Genomic DNA, 21918 nt, shown 5'->3' with positions numbered 1-21918 from the left:
CCCATCTGGTCAGGCTGGCAAGCCGCTCACGGGCCATCATCAGGCTGCGCCCAAATAAAAAGGGGAGCCAGGCTCCCCTTTATCTCAATATGGCGTTACTGCACGCTGCGACACTGGCTGAAGATATCCAGCTGCTGGTCATATACCGCCGTATTCACATCCCAGATCCCCAGCATGGACGAGAACAGGTTGTCGTGGGAATAACGGGTATTGGCTGCCTTTTGCTGCAGACAATCGAGATTCATTCCCTTCTCTTTGGAGAAACCGGGCGACATCCACACCTGCATGGGCACCCGGGTCTGATCATCCGGCGCAAACTTGTAAGGGGTACCGTGCAGATAAAGCCCCAATGCCCCCAGTGACTCGCCATGGTCGGAAATATAGATCAGCGCCGTGTTGTATTTGTCTTCATATTTTTTCAGCCGTTCGATCATGCTGGCAATCACAAAATCGGTGTAGCGAATGGTGTTGTCGTAGGTATTCTCCAGCTCCTGATCGGTGCAGTTTTCGATATCGCTGCGCTGACAATCCGGCAGGAAATGACGATGCGACCCCGGATAACGCTTGTAATAGGTCGGGCCATGGCTGCCGATGAGGTGAAAGCCCACCAGCTTGTCCCCCTTCATGCCGGCCAGCTCGTCGTCCAGCCCCTCCAGCACCACCTCGTCATAGCAGGTGTTCTTGTCGCAGAACTTGGGGTGATCCTTGGGCTTGACCACCATGTTCGGCACCCGATCGCACACGCCCTTGCAGCCGCCGTCATTCTCCTTCCAGAAGATGGAGATGCCGCTCTTTTGCAGCACATCCAGCAGCCCTTCGCTGTTGCGGGCCTGGTTGCCGTCGAACTGGTTGCGCCCCATGTTGGAGAACATGCAGGGTACCGAGACCGCCGTCGCCGTGCCGCAGGAGCGCACGTCGTTGAAGGAGATGATCCCCGCCTGCTGACTGGTGAAGGGGTTGGTCTCCTTGTGATAGCCGTTCATGGAGAAGTTCTTGCCGCGCGCCGTCTCCCCCACCACCAGGAACATCATGGTCGGCTTCTCCTTGCCGGCCACCCGCTTGGCGTCGTCGCCCATCCGCTGGAACGGTACCGGCTCCGCCAGATAGCGTTTGTAGAGATACTTGGTAGTGCTGTACATGTAATTGGCCGGCGTGATCTCCCGGTTCAGGGTCTGATTGTTACGCCCGACCGAGGCATAGTCCTGATAGTAGGCTGCGGCGATGATCCCCAATACCGCCAGCGAGGCCAGCATGGAGAGCCCGCGCTGCAACAGGCCCTGATACCATTTGGCCGGATACTCTATCTTGACGAAGAACAGCAGTACCGCCGGCAGCACTCCGGCCAGCAATACCCAGACCACGATGGGCACGCTCAGGTAGGAGTAAGCCTCGCTCTGGTTGGTCTCAAAGATGTTCTGGATCATGTCGCCATCAAACAGCACCTTGTATTTCATCATGGTGTAGCTGGCAATGGCACCAGTGATAAACAAAAAGGCAAAGAAAGGCTTGACGAAATAACGCACAGAGAATGGCATGAATACAAAGTTCAATGCCGCTACCAATACGATGGGAATGGAGATGGAAAACCCGATTTTAAAATGCTCAAGCTGCGTCAATATCTCATAAAAATGCAGCAGGACTGGCCAGTTGAGCAAGAAAGCAAAAATAAATGCCAACAAAAAAATAAATGGAACAATTCTTATTCTAAGAAAAGAAGGCATGCATATCTCCCTGTTACGCTTCTTTATTACACGTCGAAATAGCCGAACCAGAGTCGACACGCCGATATTTGGCGCCGGATAGTAACAGCGTGCTGAAAACACCAAATATACTATTTTCAAATATCTTCAATAATGTGATGTATATCAACAATCATCAGCAAACTGACAGCCTAGCCGACGATACTTAAGGAAAAATTAAGATACCCGTGTTATGCAGTCGCTCAAAAAACAGCCACGCATATACGACTCACCTTCCCGCCTCGCGCTCGCACCACTCTTTTTCAAGACGGCCGCTCATTCTTAAGTTTTGCTTAAGACTGCTCGGCGAGGCTGTTGCCTGACGAGTCCTCGTCATACGACAGATGCGAGAGAGGGTTAACATGCACAACAGCAACAGCGCAGCAATCAGCAAGGTGCCAGAGATCACCCTGGCGTTCTGGGTCATCAAGATTCTGGCGACCACCCTGGGGGAGACGGGGGGTGACGCCGTCTCCATGTCGATGGAACTCGGTTATCTGGTGAGCACGGCCATCTTTGCCGTGATCTTTTTCGTGTCGGTCAGCGCGCAGATCGCAGCGACCTCCTATAACCCCCTCCTTTACTGGACCACCATCATCGCCACCACCACGGTCGGCACCACCCTGGCAGACTTTGCCGATCGCTCGCTCGGGCTGGGTTATGCCGGTGGTTCCACGCTGCTGCTGGCCTTGCTGATGGGCTCCTTCCTGCTCTGGTATCGGCTGCAGGGCAGCATCTCCACCGGCAGCATTACCACCCCGCGCACCGAGCTGTTCTACTGGGTCACCATCATGTTCTCCCAGACGCTGGGCACCGCACTGGGTGACTGGACCGCAGACGAGGCCGGCTTTGGTTATGCAGGCAGTGCCGTGCTGTTCGGCGGCATGCTGGCCGCCATCGTGGCGACCTACTACCTGACCCGGGTGTCGCGGACCCTGCTGTTCTGGGCCGCCTTCATTCTGACCAGGCCGCTGGGAGCCGTGGTGGGGGATTTTCTGGACAAGCCGCTCAGCAAGGGCGGGCTGGAGCTGAGCCGTTACTCCGCCTCCTTCACCCTGCTGGCCGCCATCGCCGCACTGGTGCTGATCTCCACTCTGCGCAACCGGCAACCGGTTCGGGCTGAGCTCGATATCGAACAGTAATCACGCAGCAAGCCAGCCCGGCCGCCTCTGGGTCGCCGGGCTGGCTATGCTCTGTGGGAATTGATGCGAGGCAAGGCTCCCCCCCGATGACGACAGGCAACAGACAAGACCCGGTCCCTCCCTCCCGCCGGATCCCGCGCGGGGTCTGGGTGCTGGGCTTCGTCAGCCTGCTGATGGACATCTCGTCCGAGATGATCCACAGCCTGCTGCCCCTGTTCATGGTGACGGTGCTCGGCAGCAGCGCCCTCACCATCGGGCTCATCGAAGGGATGGCGGAGGCCACGGCACTGATGGTCAAGGTCTTCTCCGGCACCTTGAGCGACTATCTGGGGAGACGAAAGGGGCTGGCTTTGCTCGGTTACGGGCTGGGAGCCCTGACCAAGCCGCTGTTCGCCATCGCCACTGGCTGCGGGTTGATACTGACCGCCCGCCTGCTGGACAGAATTGGCAAAGGCATTCGGGGCGCCCCCCGTGATGCGCTGGTCGCCGACCTCACCCCCCTTGAGCTGCGCGGCGCCGCCTTTGGCCTGCGCCAGTCCCTCGACACGGTCGGTGCCCTGCTGGGACCACTGCTGGCCGTCGGATTAATGCTGCTCTGGCACGATGATTTTCGCGCCATCTTCTGGCTGGCGGTCATTCCTGGGCTGGCCTCGGTCGCCCTGCTCGCCATCGGCCTGCGGGAACCCAAAGAGAGCGGCCGGTGCGAGCGCCGCAACCCCCTGCGACGCGACAACCTGCGCCGGCTGGGTAAACCCTATCGCTGGGTGCTGCTGATCGGCGCCCTGTTTACCCTGGCCCGCTTCAGCGAAGCCTTTCTGGTGCTGCGTGCCCAGCAAAGCGGCATGGCGCTGGCGCTGGTGCCGCTGGTCATGGTGGCGATGAATCTGGTCTATGCCCTCAGCGCCTACCCGTTCGGCCGCCTCTCGGATCGCATGAGTCACCGCACCCTGCTCATCTGGGGACTGCTGGTGCTGATTGCCGCCGATCTGGTGCTGGCGGCCAGCACCCACTGGGGCGTGCTACTGGCAGGGGTGATGCTGTGGGGCATTCACATGGGAATGACCCAGGGGCTGCTGGCCGCCATGGTGGCCGCCACGGCCCCGGCGGATCTGCGCGGCAGCGCATTTGGCTTCTTCAACCTCGTCTGCGGCCTCGCCATGTTGCTGGCCAGCCTGCTGGCCGGCCTGCTGTGGGACCATCTGGGCCCCGCCTTCACCTTCTACGCCGGCGCCGCCTGCTGCCTGCTCACCCTGCTGGTACTCAATAAACACCAGCCGCCAACATCCACCACAACGTCATGATCCGAAAACACCGGCACCCGGATAGCAAAAAGCCCCGGCAACCAAGTTGGTTGCCGGGGCTTTTCTAAAGATGGCGGAGGAGGTGGGATTTGAACCCACGGATGGTCGCCCATCGCCGGTTTTCAAGACCGGTGCATTCAGCCGCTCTGCCACCCCTCCGAACGGCGTGCATACTACGTCAGCCCCTTGTTCATATGCAATACATATTTGATTTGGGATAGTAGGGGGCAACAGGCTGGGGTGGGGCTTGAAATCAGCGCTCGTCATCCCGACATTCAGTGCATACAATGCGTTAACGAGGCGGATTGCCGCCTCACCCCGGAAATCAAGAGGACACCCAAGATGGATACCCGTTCTATCTATACCGGCACCCAGAGTGCCGCGCGCGATACCAACAAGGTACTGCGCAACACCTATATGCTGCTCTCCCTCACTCTTGGCTTCTCTGCCGTGGTGGCCGGGGTAGCCACCGTGATGAATATGCCGCCCCTGCACTGGGCCATCTTCCTCATCGGCGTCTACGGTCTGATGTTCCTGACCGAGAAAAATCGCGAAAACGGCATGGGGCTGGTGTTCACCTTCGCCCTGACCGGTCTGCTGGGCTATAGCCTCGGCCCCATCATCAACATGTACATGAACAATGGCGGCGGCGAGATCGTGATGACCGCGCTCGGCGGCACCGCGCTCACCTTCTTCGGTCTGTCGGCCTATGCCCTGACCACCAAGCGTGACCTCTCCTTCATCGGCGGCATGCTGTTCGTCGGTTTCTGGGTACTGCTGGTGGCCATGATCGCCAACATCTTCCTGCAGATGAGCGCCCTGAGCCTGGCCCTGTCCGCCATGTTCATGCTGTTCTCCTCCGGCGCCATCCTGCTGACCACCCAGCAGATCGTGCGCGGCGGCGAGACCAACTACATCTCCGCTACCGTCACCCTGTACGTCTCCATCTACAACATCTTCCTGGGCCTGCTGAGTCTGCTTGGCGGCAACCGCAACTAATCAAACACCCCGCTTCGGCGGGGTTTTTATTGGCTCCTGTTTCTGTCAGGATAAGTTGTAAATCAAGGATATGAAGCGAAGTGGCCCTGATCCAAATCAGGGCCGTTTCGTTGTTGACCGGTTATGCTCTGGTTTTCGTTTCGCTCAAGGGTTGTGCTCTCCCATGCCCATGGATTTCTCTGGCCTGTTGCGCCGTTTGCTGACTGACAGTCATATCTATTTCGCCCTCAAGGTACTGCTGGCAATCATGGGGCTGCTTGCCTTCACCCTGGCGACCGGCGACATCCAGCTCACCGTGCTGCTCTCCCTCGGGGTGGTGGCCGGTGCCATCGCCGAGACCGACGACAGTCTGTGGGGCCGGGTCAAGAACCTCGCCATGACCCTGCTCTGCTTCCTGTTCGCCTCCCTGTGCGTGCAGTACCTCTTCCCCACGCCCTGGCTGTTCGCCCTGGGGCTGGCGGGCTCCACCTTTATCTTCGTGATGGTGGGGGCGCTCGGTCAGCGCTACGCCACCATCAGCTTCGGCTCCCTGCTCATCGCCATCTACACCATGCTGGGGGCCGCCAAGGCGCCGGATCTCTTCTATCAGCCGCTGGCGCTCGGCGCCGGGGCACTCTGGTATGGCCTGGTATCGCTGGTCTGGCTCTGGCTGCTGCCCTACAAAACCCTGCACGAACAGCTGGCCCAAAGCTACTTTGCCCTCTCCCGCTATCTGCTGGAAAAATCCCGCTTCTTTCCGGCCGACGAGCACGGCGCCCAGGCCATTCGTCACAACCTGGCCCAGCTCAACATCAACCTGGTCAACGCCCTGACGCTCACCAAGTCGGCGCTCAACGCCCGCCTCAGCACCCGTCACCGGGCCTCCCCCGAGCTGGCCAGCCTGCTGCGCCTCTACCTGCTGGCGCTGGAGATCCACGAGCGGGCCACCTCCAGCCACTATCCCTACAGCAAGCTGGAGGCCGAGCTCAAGCAGGGTATCGTGCTTGACGGCTTTCAGGAGGTGTTCCTGCAGCTCTCCGAGGCGTGTCAGCGGCTCGGCTACGCCATCCTGGTGCACAAGCCCTATGCCCACAACAAGCGCATCCACTGGACGCTGGAGGCCCTCGGCGATCAGCTGGAGTTCACCCACCTCAAGCAGCACTACCCGAAAACCCTGCTGACGCCGATGAAGTTTCTGCGCCGCAATCTGGCCAGCATCAACCAGCTGCTGCAAAGCGCCGAAGAGCTGCAAAATCCCGAGCAGGCCCCGCAGAGCCTGCCGCCCCTGGCCCGCCCCGCCCGCCTGCCACTGCTGACCCAGCTCAAACAGCACCTGACCCCAAACTCCATGGTGTTTCGCCATGCCCTGCGGCTGTCGCTCGGGCTGGTGGTGGGCTATGGCATCCTGCAGGCGTTCCACCTGGACAAGGGTTACTGGATCCTGCTGACCGTACTGTTCGTTTGTCAGCCGAGCTACAGCGCCACCCGTCGCCGGCTGGTACAGCGCATGCTCGGTACCTTCGCCGGCCTGCTGGTGGGGATCCCGGTGCTCTGGCTGTTCCCGGAATTGCACGTACAGCTGGTGGTGATGGGGCTGGCCGCCTTCCTCTTCTTCACCCAGGTGCGCAGCAACTACAGCGCCGCGGTCTGCTTCATCACCCTCTACGTGTTGATGGCGTTCAACCTGCTGGACGGCATCGGCTTCGCCATCCTGGGGCCGCGCATGCTCGATACCTTCCTCGGCTGCCTGCTCTCCTACGCCCTGGTGGCCTGGCTGTGGCCGGACTGGCAGTACAAGCGGCTGCCAACCCTGATCGCCAATTCACTCTCCGCCAACGCCCGCTATCTCTCGGCGGTGCTCGCCAGCCTGCAACAGCAGCGGGATGAGTCCATCGACTACCGGGTAGCGCGCAAGAGCGCCCATCTGGCAGACAGCGAGCTGGCCATGGCCTGGCAGAGCATGCTGGTGGAGCCGCAAAAGCGCCGCCGTTTTCTCGACCTCTGCTTCACCCTCACCTGGCGCAACCACGCCCTGCTCTCCTACATCTCGGCACTGGGGGCCCATCGCGACAAGCTGGAGGCCATCGGCGAGCTGGACGAGATCAGCCGTCACCTGAGCCACACCCTGGAGCGGGCTGCCGGCCACCTGGCGGGAGAGATGCCGGAGCAGATCGAGGGGCAGTGCCCGGTCATCACCCCGGACAGCAGCGAGGAGCAGCTGATGCTGACCCAGCAGCTCAACCTCATCAGCCAGTTGGCGGATGAGTTGCTCACCCTGGCCAACGAGAGCCGGTTGCTCACCCGGGAACAAGGCGCTACCATGCCCGCCCAATCCTGACAGGCCACAAGGAGCCCACCATGTCCGAGCATCACCAGTTGGAATTCAACGGCCAACTCATCGAAACCGATGCCAAGGGTTATCTGCTCAACAGCAACGACTGGAGCGAGGCGCTGGCACTGGTACTGGCCGAGCAGGAAGGTATCGTGCTGGAGGAGCCGCACTGGGAAGTGGTGCGCTTCGTACGCGCCTTCTATCTGGAGTTCAACACCTCCCCCGCCATCCGCGCCCTGGTCAAGGCAATGGAGAAGCAGTACGGCCCCGAGAAGGGCAACAGCCGCTACCTCTACAAGCTGTTCCCGGAAGGCCCCGCCAAGCAGGCCACCAAGATTGGCGGCCTGCCCAAACCGGTGAAATGCATCTAAAAAAATACCGCGCTCATCCAAGATGCAGCGCGGTATTTTTTTACCTTGTCGACCCTCTTAGGGGTTGTAAGCCACCACGGAACCACTCAAGCCGGTCATCTGGCCGATGCGACTCTGCATGCCCTGCAGCTTGGCCTTGGAGACATCCGGCCCGATGAAGACCCGGTTGAGCTGACCCTGGACCGGCGTGCGTGGCGAGGTGTGCGCCGAGTAGCCCGCAGCCCGCAGCTTGCCCACCAGCGCATTGACGCTGTCGACGTTCTTGAAGGCGCCGAGCTGCAGGATCCAGCTGCCCTGGGCCGGCGCAGTAGCGGCAGGCGCCGGGGCTGTCGTTGTGGTCGGTTGTCCCATCTTGCTGGCGATGAGATCGTCCATCGACTTGATCTGGCCCGCCTGCGGCTTGTTCTCAACCGGTTTTTGCACCTCGACCGGCTTGGGCGGCACCACCTTGGGCTTGGGCTGCTCCACCGGTTTCTTGGCGATCACTTCAGGCTTGGGCTGGGGCTTGACCACAGGAGGAGTGACGGGCTGGGTCACCGGCTTGGCGGCCGGTTGCTGCACCGGCGGCTGGCCCTGCTTGGCCCCCAGGGTTACCGGCTCAGATACCTCTTCCACCTGCCACTGCTGGGCAGCAGAGGCCTGCTGCTGGCTGGCAAGGTGCTCCGCCGGCAAGGTGCTGGCGGCCGATACCTGCAAGGCTGGCTTGGCGGGCTCCAGCTCCGGGCGCAGCGGGATCTTGGCAAACGCCTCTTCCTTCTGCTCCAGCTTGTGGCCGTCCATCAAATCCGGCAGAAAAATGACAACCAGGGCCACCAGGATGACGGTGCCCACCAGACGGTTTTGAAACTTAGAGGCCAAGTTGAATCCTACCTTTACGTAACTCAATATGCGATTTGGCTCCCCGCCAGAGGGCCGGGGAGCCGGGGTGTGACCTAGACGGCGACACCCGCCAGAATGTCGGCAACAGTGTAAAACGAACCAAACACAATGACCATATCATCAGGACTCGATGCGGCCAACGCCGCAGCATAGGCCTGCCCCACGCTGTCAAAGGTAGTCGCCGGCCCCCGCTCGCTGCCAAGGGCGGCCGCCAGTTGGGCCCCGCTCGCCGCCCGCGGGCCGGTCAGGCTGGCCAGATACCACTCACCGATGAGGCCATCGAGCTCGGCGAGCGACCCCGCCATGTCCTTGTCCTTGAGCATGCCGACCACGGCGCGGCGCACGCCGGTGCAGGGCATCTTGCGCAGCTGGGCTGCCAGGTAGGCTGCCGAATGGGGATTGTGGGCCACATCGACGATGACCAGCGGCGCGCTTTGCAGTTGCTGCATCCGCCCGGCCAGCCTGGCATTGGCCAGCCCTTGCCGAATAGCCTCTTCCGGCAGCGGCAGGCCGAGGGACTCCAGCGCGGCCAGCACTGTGACCGCGTTCATCAGCGGCAGGGCCGGTTTGGGCAGGTCTCGCCACTGATGAAGGCCGTGATAATCCCAGCCGCTGGCGTGCTCATCACCACGAAAATCAATGCCGACCTGACGCAGGCAGGCGCCGAGGCGGGCAGCCTCGCTGGCGATGGTGACGGGCGGATTGGGCTCACCGCTGATGGCGGGTTTGCCGGCGCGATACACTCCCGCCTTCTCCACTGCCACCGCCTCGCGGGTATCCCCGAGCCAGTCGCAGTGATCGAGCGCAATGGAGGTGATCATGGCGACATCGGATTCCACCACATTGGTGGCATCGAGCCGGCCGCCCAGCCCCACTTCCAGCAGCAGCACATCGGGCGCGGCGCGCCGGAACAGCCACAAGCCCGCCAGGGTGGCGAACTCGAAGAAGGTAAGCGCAATCTCGCCGCGGGCCGCTTCCACCTCGGCAAAGGCGGTGCAGTGATCGCTGTCGGCCAGTTCGGCCCCGTTGATCCGCACCCGCTCGGTGAAGCACAGCAGATGGGGAGAGGAGTAGACACCGACCTGGTAGCCGGCTTCCATCAGTATGCTGGCCGCCATGGCACAGCTGGAGCCCTTGCCGTTGGTGCCCGCCACCGTGATCACCTTGAACGGCAGGTGGGTTAAGCCCATGCGGCGGGCCACGGCGCCGACCCGATCCAGCCCCATGTCGATGTTGACCGGGTGGATCTGCTCCAAATAAGAAAGCCAGTCGACCAGCGACCGGCTTTGGGATTGTTGCATGTTGGAACTCATCTTCACTCTTCGATGACGTGAGTATTCAGCATTTTGGCGAGCAGGCTGGCCAGACGGTTGCGCATCTCGCGGCGATCGATGATGAGGTCGATGGCGCCCTTCTCCAGCAGGAACTCGGAGCGCTGGAAACCTTCCGGCAGCTTCTCGCGCACGGTCTGCTCGATGACGCGCGGGCCGGCAAAGCCGATCAGTGCCTTGGGCTCGCCCACGTTGATGTCACCCAGCATGGCCAGACTGGCGGAGACGCCACCCATGGTGGGGTCGGTCAGCACGGAGATATAGGGCAGGCCGGCTTTGGACAGACGGTCCAGCGCCGCACTGGTCTTGGCCATCTGCATCAGGGAGAACAGCGCCTCCTGCATGCGGGCACCACCCGAGGTGGAGAAACAGACCAGACCGCGACCTTCCTTGATGCTCTCCTCGACGGCGCGCACGAAGCGGGCCCCCACCACGGAGGACATGGAGCCACCGATGAAGGAGAACTCGAATGAACAGGCGACGACCGGCACCCCCTTGAGGGTCCCTTTCATCACCACCAGCGCATCTTTTTCTCCCGTCTCTTTCTGGGCGGCAGACAAACGATCCTTGTAGCGCTTGGAATCCTTGAATTTCAAGACATCCTGCGGCTCCAGCTCGGCACCGATCTCGGTGCGGCCCTGCTCGTCGAGAAAGCTCTCGAGACGGGCACGGGCGCTGATGCGCATATGATGATCACACTTGGGGCACACTTCGAGATTGCGCTCCAACTCTGCCCGGTAGAGCACCTGTTCACAAGCACTGCACTTGGTCCACACCCCTTCCGGAATGTTGTGACGACGAGGTGTAGTGATCTTGCTCTTGGGAAGGATCTTCTCAAGCCAGCTCATGGAATTCCTTAATGCTTTTGTGCCTGACAAAACGCATCGAGCCTAGATTGTTCAATGACTTAATAGCTCGATGGCAATAAATGACGGATCATTAAACCACAAATTTTCGGGGCCAGTTACTAAAAACTGGTCGTACCCGGTGCCGAGTCCGGCAGCCACAACGGGCCCAGCGGCATCCGCGGCAACCCCAGCTCCGCCGGGTAATCCACGTCCACCAGATAGAGTCCCCCCGCCTTGGCAGTCGGGCCCGCCAGGTTGCGATCCCGGGCTGCCAGCACCTCGGCAATCCACTCCACCGGCTGGAGCCCCTGCCCCACCAGCAGCAGGGAGCCGGTGATGTTGCGCACCATGTGGTGCAGGAAGGCGTTGGCCTTGATGTCGAGCACGATGTAGGGGCCGGAGCGGCTGACACACAGGTGCGTCACATTGCGCCAGGGGGTGTTGGACTGGCAGGCGACGGCCCGGAAGGTGCTGAAGTCGTGCTCTCCGAGCAGACTCTGGCCCGCCTGGTGCATCAGATCGGCATCGATTGTTTCGTAGTAGTGACTGACGCCACTGCCAAGGATGGCCGGCCGGTAGTTGTGGTTGTAGATGACGTAGCGGTAGCGACGGGCGGTGGCGCTGAAGCGGGCATGGAACCCCTCGTCCACCTGCTTGACCCAGCGCACGGCGATGTCCGGCGGCAGGTTGGAGTTGAGGCCCAGGGTCCAGGCCCCTTCGGCGCGATTCGCATCGGTATCGAAGTGGATCACCTGGCCGGTGGCGTGGACACCGGCATCGGTGCGCCCTGCGCACTGGATGGAGACGGGGTGATTGGCGATCCGGCTGAGGGCCTTTTCCAGCTCCTCCTGTACGCTGATCACTTCGCGCTGACGCTGCCAGCCGAAATACCGGCTGCCATCGTATTCAATACCTAGGGCAATTCGCATGGATAAACTTGTCTTCTGATGAAAAGGGGCGATGAACGAAACGTGGCGGATTATACGCGTCTCGCCTCAAAAATCCCAAATAGCAGCGCCCAGGCCAGACCAGGCGCCAAAACACAGAAGCCAAAAACAAGGGGCAGCCCATCGGCTGCCCCTGCTTTCACCACTATGCGCTGGCTCTCTAGCCAAGGCGCTTGAGCAGCTTCTCGGCTTCGGCCCGTTGATGCTCGGTGCCCTGCTCCGCCGCTTCTTGCAGCAGTTCGCGGGCGCTATCCTTGTCGTCGATCTCCAGGTAAGCACGAGCCAGATCCAGCTTGGCACCCACACCGCCATCGTCGGCATCCACGTCAAACCCGGTGGACTCCGGCAGCACCTCGGGGAAGCCATCCAGCCCCACGTCCAGCGAGAAGCCCTGATAAGGTTCCTGCTCGGTGGTGGTAGCGTCTGCCTCGGCCAGCAGCTTGTCGATCTCGACATAGCCACTCTCCTGGGCCTGCTCCCGTGGCTTCACCTCGCCCGGATGGGACTCCACCTCGGCGAAGGCATCCTCGAAATCGGCCAGGGCCAGCTCGTTGGGATCCCACTCCAGATCCGTAGCGGCCTCCTGTTTCCCCTTGGTCGGTTCGGGCTCCAGCCCCAGCTCCGCCAGCAGCTCATCGGCACTGGCATCGGCTGTGGCACTGGCCGTCTTGTCGGCACCCGGCTCGGCAAAGGCGGTCTCGAAGTCGCTCAAATCGAAGGAGGCGAGATCCTCGTCGCTGACCATGGGGTCGGCATCGGGCTGACCGTCATCGCTGCCGTCCAGCGCCAGATCGGCTTCCAGATCCGCGTCCAGTTCGGCGAACAGGGCTGCCTGCAGCTCCTCTTCGCTCATGATCTCGTTGCCAGCCTTGGGCTTGGGATTGAATTCGCTGGCAAGGTCCAGATCCGGCTCGGTGTCGAGGGTGATGGACTCGTCATGAGCCAGATCCAGCTCGGGCACCAGATCCGGATCCCGGATGGCGGCCTTGGCGGGCGGGGCCGGCTCGGCATCGAAGCTGGCCAGATCCATCTCGCCGTCGTCGCTGAACACCAGATCGGCCGGCGCGGCAGGCTCTTCCACCGCCATGTAGCCATCCGGCGTGTTGAGATCCGGGCGCGGTCGTACCGGCTCGTCGTCGGTGATGCCGACCGTCATCAGCTCGTCAAATTCGCTGCTCTCCTGATCCATCACCATGGCGGTGGATTCGGACAGGCTCTTCTCCTGCTCTTCCAGCTCGCGACGGGCCCGCGCCCGCAGCCACAGGGTCACCAATGCCAGCACCAGCAGTACCGGCAACAGGATGATCATGGCCAGGTTGAGCGGCGAGGAGAGCAAGTCCATCAGCCAGTTCTGCTTGGGCTCGGGGGCCGGTGCCACCGGCGGAACCGGCTTGGCCTTGAGCTCGGCAATCTCTTTTTGCAGCGCGGTCTGATCCTGCAACTGAGCCTTGAGGGTCTCCACCTCTTCGGTCAGGGATTGCAGCCGCAGCTTGAGCCTGTGGTTCATCTCGGTGACTTGGCCGAGCTGGGCATTGGCATCTTCCAGCGCCAGCGCCATCTCGGTGGAGGGCTTGCCGACCGGTTGATTGACATCGGCCGGCAACGGCGCCGGTGCGCTGGCCGTGGCGGCGCTGGTGGCAGCCGCCTGGCTGGCTACCGGCTCGGGAGCCTTGGCAACCGCCTTCACCTCGGTGGCCGGCTGGGGGGTCTCCACCTTGGGTGCCGGGGCCGGAATGGGCGCCGCCTTGGCGGGCGCGACCTTGGCTACCTCGGGTTTGGCCGGCTCGGCCGCCTTGGTCGGGGCCGCTTTGGTGGTCACCGGCTTGGCCGGCTGGGTATGCTTGCTCGCCAGGTATTTCGGGCTCAGCCCTTTCCAGCTGGCGTTGTCACTGCGGAATTTGGCGCGGGCCTCGGCATCGGTGATGACGCTGGCCTCGGCGGTGGTGGGCAGCTGGATGCGCGAGCCCACCAGAATGTGGTTGATATTGCCATCGGCGAAACTACGGGGGTTCTTCTCGTAGATCGCCACCATGGTCTGGTAGACGCTGACACTGCTGGAGGGGCGGTACTTGCTCGCCAGGCTCCAGAGGGTGTCGGTGGGACGAATGGGGCCATAACTGCCGGCATTGCTCGCGACCTGCCGCACTATCGGCTGGGCCGTGGCTCGGCTGGGTTGAGACGTGGCGCGGGGAGCGGCGACGGGTTGTGCCAGCGGCTGGGAATTGACGGCGGGCGGAGCCGGCTCGTCCGGGCCTTTGAGCTCAACAAAAAAAGGCTCCCGCGCCGAGTCTTCGGCCTGGGCCGTGCCCAGCAGACCCAATGCGAGTAGCGTTGCCAATGTTATGCGGGAATGTCCCATATTCGTTCCTTCGTATGACGGCCCTATCACATTGAAAAATCTGGATAGTTACCCCAAAACAGTCGGTTCAATATAAATCAGGCTCAGGTTGCAAGCCAGCAGTCCGACACATTTAGCACCCAACTTGCCCCTGAGTGTAGGAAAAAACTTAATCAGTTGATATCGCGAAAAATTCTCGGGGCTACAGAGTGCGCCCCCGGTCACATCCACCCCATGGGTGCACAGACTGGCAGCCTGGCGGATTTCCCTCCCCGCCAGGCCAATGGACCCGACGATCAGAGGTAATCACGCACCAGCAGTTCGGCAATCTGCACGCTGTTGGTCGCCGCGCCCTTACGAACGTTATCGGCCACGATCCACATATTTATACCGCAGGGGTGAGAAATATCCTGGCGAACCCGGCCCACCAGCACTTCGTCCTTGCCGGTTGCGTCGCGCACCGGGGTCGGATAGTCGTTCTCGTCGTCAAACAAGGTGACACCCGGCGCATTGCGCAGCAGCTCTTTTACCTGTTCGGCGTCGAGCGGCTGATGCAGCTCGACATGGACCGCCTCGGCATGACCATAGAACACCGGCACCCGCACGCAGGTAGGGTTCACGGCGATGCTGGCATCCCCCAGGATCTTCTGGGTCTCCCACACCATCTTCATCTCTTCGCGGGTGTAGCCGTTGTCGGTGAAGCTGTCGATCTGCGGGATCAGGTTGAAGGCGATCTGCTGCGGATAGAGGCTCGGCTCCACCGGACGACCGTTGAGCAGGTGGGCGGTCTGGCCGGCCAGCTCGCTCACCCCCTCCTTGCCGGAGCCGGAGACGGACTGATAGGTCGCCACGTTGATGCGGGCAATACCTACTTCATCGTGCAGCGGCTTGAGTGCCACCAGCATCTGGATGGTGGAGCAGTTGGGGTTGGCGATGATGTTGCGGTTGCGAAAATCGGCCAGCGCATCCGGGTTCACTTCCGGAATGACCAGCGGAATGTCTTCGTCGTAACGGAAGCAGGAGGTGTTGTCGATGACGATGCAGCCGTGCTCGGCGGCAATCGGCGCCCACTTGGCAGAGACCTCGGCCCCGGCGGAGAAGAGGGCGATCTGCACCTGGCTCCAGTCAAACTCCTCCACATCCAGGATCTCGACGTTCTTGCCGGCAAAACGCACCGTGTCGCCGGCGCTGCGGCTGGAGGCCAGCGGATAGAGGGTGGCGATCGGGAAGGCACGCTCTTCCAGGATCTCGATCATCGCCTCGCCCACGGCGCCGCTGGCGCCCAATACCGCTACGTTGAATTGCTGACTCACTGCTGTTCTCTCCTATGATGGTGCCGGTGACGCGCGCTGGCATCACCGCTGGCAGGCGGACCTGCCTGATAGCTGGTCTGGCGTCGGGCCAGACCGGGTATGGGCGGGACAAGGCTCCCGCCCCTTCAAGTATGTAAAGTGTTCAGTCTGGCTGGCAGACAAACCCGAGCCGGGCCAGGGCAGCACCGGCAAACGGCCCTTTCAGCTGCAGGGAAGAGAGCTCGCGCCGCTCCGGATAGTGTTTGCGCTGCTCATCGAAGCTGCCCGCCACACCGAGTCGGTTGCGAAAACGGGCGTCATCACGGCGCACGTCATAAATAAGGTGGACCAGTTGCTTGATCAATGCCTGATCCGCCGGCTGGCCCGGTGTCACCTCGCGCACCTCGGGGGTCGGCAACAAACTCTGCAGATCCTGGCGCGGCGTGCGCCCCAGTTGCCGGCAGAGTGCCTCATAGAGCATCCAGGTGCCGCGGGCCTTGCCTTCCAGGCTGTAACCCGCGATGTGCGGGGTCGCGAGCTCGGTGTGGGGCACCAGGGCCTGCAGCGGCTCCGGCTCCCCTTCCCACACGTCCATCACCAGCCGCAGCGGCGCCTGGCTTTGCTGGCGCGCCAGCAAGGCCCGGTTGTCCCACACTTCGCCACGGGAGGCGTTGATGAGGATCTGCCCGGCCGGGCGGGCGGCAATCTGCGCCGCATCCAGCAGGTGGAAGGTGGCGTCCGGCCCCTGATGGGTGATGGGAACGTGGAAGCTGACGATGTCGGCGCCAAGGGCCTGCTGGTAGTCGACAAACTGCGCCGTCTCGCTGGTCTCGGCGGCGCGGGCACGGGGCGGATCGCAGCGCAGCACCCGCATGCCGAGCGCCTCGGCCTTGCCGGCCACACACTCGCCGGTGTTGCCGGCACCGATGACCGCGAGGCTCATCTCGCTCAAGTTGAGCTCATGGCGCTCGGCCAGTACCAGCAGGGCGGAGAGCACATAGTCGCCGACCGAATATTTGTTGCAGCCGGGGGCGCTAAAGAAGGGAATGCCCCGCTCGGCCAGCAGCCCCTTGTCCACGTGATCGGTGCCGATGGTGGCGGTGCCGACGAAGCCCAGTCGTGGGCAGCTGGCCAGCAGTGCGGCGTCCACCCGGGTGACGGAGCGCACCAGCAGCACGTCGGCCTCTTGCAGATCCGCCGCCTGCATCTGCCTGCCGGGCAGCGGGATGACCTCGCCAAATTCGGCAAACAGCTCACGGGCGTGGGGCATATTTTCATCAACGACGATCTTCATCGGGCTCTCTCACTTCGCTAGCGGCCACAAGCGCGCCATTCTAGCCCAAACAGACCGAAGTTTCAGATGCTTATTCATCCATGAGCGGTCGCCGCCGCGACTTTCTGGCGGGAACCTGCGCGCTGCTGACTCATCTCTGCTCAACCGAGTGGCGCAGCCTGCACGGGCAACCCCGGATGCTTCCCCTCGCCACCAGCCGGATTGCACTAGTCGGGTCGACCATCACCACACTCATTTGTAACCCCGTGTTACAGCGAGCGGTGCGCGACTTGACCGACCAGACTGGGCTGGCACAATGGCGCCTCTTTTTTTGCTGCCCAGGAATGGGCACCTTGCCGAGCCCCTTTATGCCGATTCACGCCTCTTCCCTGCCGCGCCGCCAGGTGCTGTGTTTCAGTGCCGCCCTGATCCTGCCGCTGCTCCTGCTGGCCTGCCTGCCCTGGCAACCGTTCATGAGCCAGGCCCTGCACTCGGACTGGCTCTGGTGGCCCTACGCCCTCACCCGCATGGTGGATGTGCCCGGCATCGCCGTCAGCATCCTGGCCCTGCTGCTGCTGACCCGACACAAGCTGACGCTGAGCCTGCCCGCACTGCTGGCCCTCGGCGGCGCCCTGTTTGCGGTGCTGGCCGGCGACTGGCTCATCAAGAGCCTGATCAAGCATCTGACCGAGGAGCCCCGCCCCTACCTGCTGTGGCTGGAGAGCCAGCAGCTGATCCCCGCCATCCAGCAGTTCTACGCCGGCAAGGTGGAGGTGCGCAGCGAGCAGGTCCATGCCGCCAGCCAGCTGCTGGCACTGCCCGAGTGGCTCGCCAACCACTGGCAGGCAGAGGTGAACTACGCCTTCCCCTCCGGCCACAGCATCGCCGCCATGAGCCTGGCCCAGTTTTTCGGCCTGATCTGGCTGGCGCGCGCCCCTGCCGGCGCCTGGTTGCTGCCGCTGTGGGCCATCGGTGTCGGCCTGTCGCGCATGCTGATCGGCATGCACTGGCCGCTGGATGTGCTGGCAAGCGCCCTGCTCGGCAGCCTCACCGCGCTGTTCGCCGTCCGCTGGTGGCTGCGCCATTACTGACATTCGCACGACACAAAAAAACGGGCACCCGCGGGTGCCCGTTTTTTTTACAAGTCTGTGATGCTGGCCTCTCAGTTGCTGGCACTCGCTCCCTACCACCCTTCGGGGTATTTGTAGCCGACGAAGCGCTTGGCGGCATAGGCCTTGAAGGCGGCCGAGTTGTAGGCCTCTGCCACGTCTTTGGCAAAGGGCTTGTCCGCATCGGCACTTTTTACCACCACCCAGTTAATGAAGTCGTAGCTGCGCTCAAGGAACAGCCCTGAGTTGAAGGGAATGCCGCTTGAGGCGGCAAAGTTTCCGTTGATGACCGAGAAGTCCACGTCTTCGCGCGAGCGGGGCAGCTGGGCCGCCTCCAGCAACACCAGCTTGAGGTTGTGCGGGTTTTGCACCACGTCGAACTCGCTCGCCTTGAGCGGGTTGATCCCCTCCTTCAGGGTCAGCCAGCCCAGATCCTGCAGCATCAGCAGCGCCCGCGCCTGATTGGTAGGGTCGTTCGGAATGGCCACAGTGCTCCCCTCCTTCACCGCCTTCAGATCTCCCAGTTTGCCGGCATAGAGCCCCATGGGGCCGGTCGGTACCTGGGTGATGGGGGCGAGCGACAGCCCCCGATCCTTGGCAAAGCTCTTCAGGTAGGGCTTGTGCTGGAAGCAGTTCACATCGAGCGAGCCGTCGGCCAGCGCGATATTGGGGGTCACGTAGTCGGTGAACTCCACCAGTTTGACCCGATAACCCTTGTCTTCGAGCTGCGGCTTGATGGAGTCGGTCACCATGTCGGCAAAATCCCCCACCGTGGTGCCGATGACGATCTCCTGTTTGGCCGGATCGGCGGCCAGCGCGGCCAATGGCAGAGTGCCGGCCAGCAGGGCCAGGGCGGAAAGGGCAAAGAAGGAACGACGCTGCATAAAAACTCCCTGTAAACATCTCAACGGCTGGCGCGATGGTAGAGCCGTGCTTGAACCACCGCAACCATCTAGCCATCCAAACGGCTAATTGACCACACCATAACAGAGCCGTTTCTCTTCGCCAAGCAACAAAACCGGGCAAGCTTATTTATAAAAAATCACGGCCTTTGATATAAGGACTCAATGCGGCTGAGCACCATCGGCTACCCATTTCATTCCTTAGCAAGGAGTCCATCATGCTGACCACCACGAACACCGGCCTGCTGGTCGTCGATATTCAAGGCAAACTGGCCCGTCTGGTCGAGGGGAGCGACGCCCTGATCGCCAACACCGCCAAGTTGGTGGCGGGGGCCAGACTGCTGGGCCTGCCGGTTGTCTGGCTGGAGCAGAACCCGGACAAGCTCGGGGCTACCGTGCCCGAGCTGCAGCTGATGCAGGCAGGCGATCTTGTGCTGCCCAAGCACAGCTTCGGCGCCCTGGGGGAACCGGCGCTGGCCGACGCCCTCGCCCGTCAGAGCGTCAGCCACTGGCTGGTGTGCGGCATCGAGGCCCATATTTGCGTCTACCAGACGGTGCAGGGACTGCTGGACGCGGGCAGCCAGGTGTCGCTGGTGGTGGATGCGGTGTCGTCGCGCAGCGCCGCCAACCGGGAGCTCGCCATCCACAAGCTGGCGGCACACGGGGCCGAACTCACCTCGGTGGAGATGTGCCTCTACGAGCTGCTGGGCGATTGCCGCCATCCGGCCTTTCGATCCATTCTGGCGTTGATCAAATAACCCTCCTGCCGGATGGCCTCTCCATCCGGTCATCCGACGTTTCGCGCCATTCTGGCGCTGATCAAATCTCCTCCCCTGCCGACCAGCGACTTCATCCCACAGGGCGCCATTGGCGCCCTGTGGCTTGCCTGCACTGACCCTCACTCTGCTTTCGATCTCGGCGGCCCCCCGCCAGCGCGGTACGCCTCCTATTTCGCACCACTCCACCCCCCCCCTTTCGTACCGGCTTGTCCCGCCAAACGTTAGCGAACAGTTACTAATAGGTTGATCTACAAAGATAAATATCAACACCATCCAGCTGAGAAAAGTTCTCAATACACCACATAAAAGGATTCACAGGAACCCCCACATGGTCTGTAAAATATTTGTTGTGGGATTTTTTTGAGCCTTATCTCAGAATCAAAACGAGTGCTTTTTGACTCTGTTTTTCCCGTGTATAGATGCCAGTCGCACCCAGGACGGTGCGATATAAGATGGAGTTTATTAATGAGAAAAACATCGTTAGCGTTGGCAATCTCGGCCCTGCTCTCGGCCCTGCCCATCGCTTCAGTTCAGGCGAGTGAGAGTTGCACCCCATTGACCGGCAAGGAAGCCGGCCTCGATACCGGCCGCAGCAGCGCAGCGCGCTGCCTGCCCGGCATCAACCCGCTGCAGGATCAGCAGTGGCACCTGCTCAACAGCGGCCAGAATGCCTTCAGCTCCCGTGGCGGCGTGGCAGGCAACGACCTCAACCTCTGGTGGGCACACCGTACCGGCGTGCAGGGTCAGGGCATCAACGTGGCCGTGGTGGATGACGGCCTGGCCATCGCCCACCCGGACTTGGCCGACAATGTGCGCCCTGGCTCGAAGAATGTGGTGACCGGCAGCAGCGACCCCACCCCGACCGATCCGGACAGTGCTCACGGCACCTCGGTCTCTGGCCTGATCGGGGCGGTCGACAATGGCATAGGTACTCTGGGGGTGGCCCCCCGTGTCCAGCTGCAGGGGTTCAACCTGCTGGATGAGCGCAGCAAGCAGCTGCAGAAAGACTGGATCTATGCGCTGGGCGGCAGCACCGCCACCGCCGACAACCGGGTCTTCAACCAGAGCTACGGCATGAGCCTGGTGGATCCGCAAAGCGCCAGCGGGCTGGATCAGGTTCAGCTCGATCGCCTGTTCGAGCAGCAGACCCAGCAGGCGCAGGGCGCGGCCTACATCAAGGCGGCAGGTAACGGCTTCAACCGCATCGCTGCGGGTGACTACATGTTCAGCCGCACCGGCGTCCTGCCCAAGCTGCCGTTCGAGAACAGCAACATAGACCCCTCCAACAGCAACTTCTGGAACCTGGTGGTGAGCGCCATCAACGCCGATGGAGTGCGTTCCTCCTACTCCAGCGTCGGCAGCAACGTCTTCCTGAGCGCCCCCGGCGGGGAGTACGGTACCGATGCGCCGGCCATGGTGACCACGGATCTGCCCGGCTGCGACATGGGCTACAACCGCACCGACGATCCCAGCACCAACCGGCTGCACAACAACCCGCAGCTGGATGCCACCTGCGACTACAACGGCGTGATGAACGGCACCTCGTCGGCCACCCCCAACACCTCGGGCGCCATGGCGCTGCTGATGTCCGCCTATCCGGATCTGTCGGTGCGGGATCTGCGCGATCTGCTGGCCCGCAATGCCACCCGCATCGATGCCGGCCAGCAGCCGGTCCAGGTCAGTTATACCGCCGCCAACGGTCAACCCCGCCAGGTCACCGGCCTGGAAGGGTGGGAACGCAACGCCGCCGGCCTCTGGTACAGCCCCACCTACGGCTTTGGTCTCATCGACGTGAACAAGACCCTGACAGCCGCCGCCAACCACACCCCGCTACCGCCGCTGGTGCAATTGCCGGCTCAGAAGGTCACTGTGCCACGCAGTGAAGGGAACATCGCGGATGTGGGCAGCAGTGCCACCCGCTCCAGCACCCAGGTGGCGCAAGCCTTGACCGTGGAAGCGGTCCAGGTCACGGTGAGCCTGGATCATCAGCGCCTGCCCGACCTGCTGATCGAGCTGGTCTCCCCGTCCGGCACCCGCAGCGTGCTGCTCAACCCCAACAACAGCCTGGTGGGGCAATCCCTCGACCGGCAGCAGCTGGGTTACGTGCGCACCAAGGGGCTGCGCGACATGCGCATGCTCTCCCACAAGTTCTATGGCGAAGCGGCCCAGGGCGAGTGGCGACTGGAGGTGACCGACGTCTCCAACAGCAGCCGCCAGCTGACGCTGGTTGACCTCAACACCAACCGCCGCAGCACCCTGACCGAGCGCAACAACAGCCAGCCGGGTCAACTGCTCAACTGGTCCCTGCGGGTGATCGGCCACGATGCCGCCCGCTCATGATCACAAGGAGTCACAAG

General features: G+C 62.2%; 17 protein-coding genes and 1 tRNA gene. 8 read left to right on the top strand and 10 right to left on the bottom strand.

From position 1 onward, the window contains the following. Window positions 1-95 precede the first annotated feature (95 nt). Window positions 96-1721, bottom strand: coding sequence for an MCR-3-related phosphoethanolamine--lipid A transferase (locus tag PG899_RS10065; protein ID WP_190284100.1), 1626 nt, complete (start codon window positions 1719-1721; stop codon window positions 96-98). A 380-nt stretch (window positions 1722-2101) separates the two neighbouring features. On the opposite strand from PG899_RS10065, the gene PG899_RS10060 reads away from it, so the two are divergent. Together PG899_RS10060 and PG899_RS10055 are read left to right on the top strand one after the other, a co-directional pair. After that, window positions 2102-2881, top strand: coding sequence for a COG4705 family protein (locus tag PG899_RS10060; protein WP_011706486.1), 780 nt, complete (start codon window positions 2102-2104; stop codon window positions 2879-2881). A gap of 86 nt (window positions 2882-2967) precedes the next feature. Next, entirely contained in the window at window positions 2968-4182 is a 1215-nt protein-coding gene (locus PG899_RS10055; RefSeq protein ID WP_190284099.1) for an MFS transporter, read from the top strand. 71 nt (window positions 4183-4253) lie between these two features. Here PG899_RS10055 and PG899_RS10050 read toward each other — a convergent pair. Next, window positions 4254-4341: transfer RNA gene (locus tag PG899_RS10050), tRNA-Ser, on the bottom strand. A 183-nt stretch (window positions 4342-4524) separates the two neighbouring features. On the opposite strand from PG899_RS10050, the gene PG899_RS10045 reads away from it, so the two are divergent. The 3 genes from PG899_RS10045 to PG899_RS10035 all read left to right on the top strand — a co-directional run bounded on the left by PG899_RS10045 (window position 4525) and on the right by PG899_RS10035 (window position 7863). Next, window positions 4525-5181, top strand: coding sequence for a Bax inhibitor-1/YccA family protein (locus PG899_RS10045; RefSeq protein ID WP_190284098.1), 657 nt, complete (start codon window positions 4525-4527; stop codon window positions 5179-5181). A gap of 163 nt (window positions 5182-5344) precedes the next feature. After that, window positions 5345-7498, top strand: a complete 2154-nt coding sequence (gene yccS, locus PG899_RS10040) for a YccS family putative transporter (protein WP_011706489.1) — start codon at window positions 5345-5347, stop codon at window positions 7496-7498. 20 nt (window positions 7499-7518) lie between these two features. Further along, complete coding sequence (locus tag PG899_RS10035; protein ID WP_011706490.1) at window positions 7519-7863, top strand: TusE/DsrC/DsvC family sulfur relay protein; 345 nt, start codon at window positions 7519-7521, stop codon at window positions 7861-7863. A gap of 57 nt (window positions 7864-7920) precedes the next feature. Here the strand turns inward: PG899_RS10035 and dedD are convergent, their stop codons facing one another. The 7 genes from dedD to PG899_RS10000 form a co-directional block, all read right to left on the bottom strand. Continuing rightward, the gene (gene dedD / locus PG899_RS10030) at window positions 7921-8721 is read right to left on the bottom strand and encodes a cell division protein DedD (RefSeq protein ID WP_011706491.1); all 801 of its coding nucleotides are present in this window, start codon (window positions 8719-8721) and stop codon (window positions 7921-7923) included. Window positions 8722-8795: 74 nt separating this feature from the next. Next, window positions 8796-10055, bottom strand: coding sequence for a bifunctional tetrahydrofolate synthase/dihydrofolate synthase (gene folC / locus PG899_RS10025; RefSeq protein ID WP_190284097.1), 1260 nt, complete (start codon window positions 10053-10055; stop codon window positions 8796-8798). A 2-nt stretch (window positions 10056-10057) separates the two neighbouring features. Further along, window positions 10058-10921, bottom strand: a complete 864-nt coding sequence (accD, locus tag PG899_RS10020; RefSeq protein WP_011706493.1) for an acetyl-CoA carboxylase, carboxyltransferase subunit beta — start codon at window positions 10919-10921, stop codon at window positions 10058-10060. Window positions 10922-11040: 119 nt separating this feature from the next. Further along, on the bottom strand, window positions 11041-11850 hold the full coding sequence (gene truA / locus PG899_RS10015; RefSeq protein ID WP_190284096.1) for a tRNA pseudouridine(38-40) synthase TruA: 810 nt from the start codon (window positions 11848-11850) through the stop codon (window positions 11041-11043). Between the two features lie 178 nt (window positions 11851-12028). After that, window positions 12029-14227 (bottom strand): FimV/HubP family polar landmark protein, encoded by a 2199-nt coding sequence (locus PG899_RS10010; RefSeq protein WP_190284095.1) that lies wholly within the window; start codon window positions 14225-14227, stop codon window positions 12029-12031. Between the two features lie 275 nt (window positions 14228-14502). Further along, a complete protein-coding gene (locus PG899_RS10005; protein ID WP_016351142.1) occupies window positions 14503-15519 on the bottom strand; it encodes an aspartate-semialdehyde dehydrogenase in 1017 nt (338 codons plus the stop codon). Window positions 15520-15661: 142 nt separating this feature from the next. Next, window positions 15662-16792 carry a 4-phosphoerythronate dehydrogenase gene (locus PG899_RS10000; protein ID WP_190284094.1) on the bottom strand — a complete coding sequence of 377 codons (1131 nt, stop codon included), beginning with the start codon at window positions 16790-16792 and terminating at the stop codon, window positions 15662-15664. Window positions 16793-17115: 323 nt separating this feature from the next. Here PG899_RS10000 and PG899_RS09995 point away from each other — a divergent pair, with 323 nt between their 5' ends. Next, a complete protein-coding gene (locus PG899_RS09995) occupies window positions 17116-17862 on the top strand; it encodes a phosphatase PAP2 family protein (RefSeq protein ID WP_270697356.1) in 747 nt (248 codons plus the stop codon). 92 nt (window positions 17863-17954) lie between these two features. Here the strand turns inward: PG899_RS09995 and PG899_RS09990 are convergent, their stop codons facing one another. After that, window positions 17955-18764: a MetQ/NlpA family ABC transporter substrate-binding protein gene (locus PG899_RS09990; protein ID WP_270697346.1), complete on the bottom strand. Its 810-nt coding sequence runs from the start codon at window positions 18762-18764 to the stop codon at window positions 17955-17957. Window positions 18765-19000: 236 nt separating this feature from the next. Between PG899_RS09990 and PG899_RS09985 the strand changes: the two genes are divergently transcribed. Together PG899_RS09985 and asp are read left to right on the top strand one after the other, a co-directional pair. Next, window positions 19001-19540 (top strand): isochorismatase family protein, encoded by a 540-nt coding sequence (locus PG899_RS09985; protein ID WP_158197042.1) that lies wholly within the window; start codon window positions 19001-19003, stop codon window positions 19538-19540. Window positions 19541-20026: 486 nt separating this feature from the next. Further along, entirely contained in the window at window positions 20027-21901 is a 1875-nt protein-coding gene (gene asp, locus PG899_RS09980) for a serine protease Asp (protein ID WP_190284091.1), read from the top strand. The last annotated feature ends 17 nt before the right edge of the window (window positions 21902-21918 follow it).

The organism is Aeromonas sp. QDB39, assembly GCF_027707585.1.
In the GTDB taxonomy this organism is placed as follows: domain Bacteria; phylum Pseudomonadota; class Gammaproteobacteria; order Enterobacterales; family Aeromonadaceae; genus Aeromonas; species Aeromonas hydrophila.
Note: the sequence above shows the minus strand (reverse complement) of the source record. Positions and strands in the feature narration are given on the sequence as shown.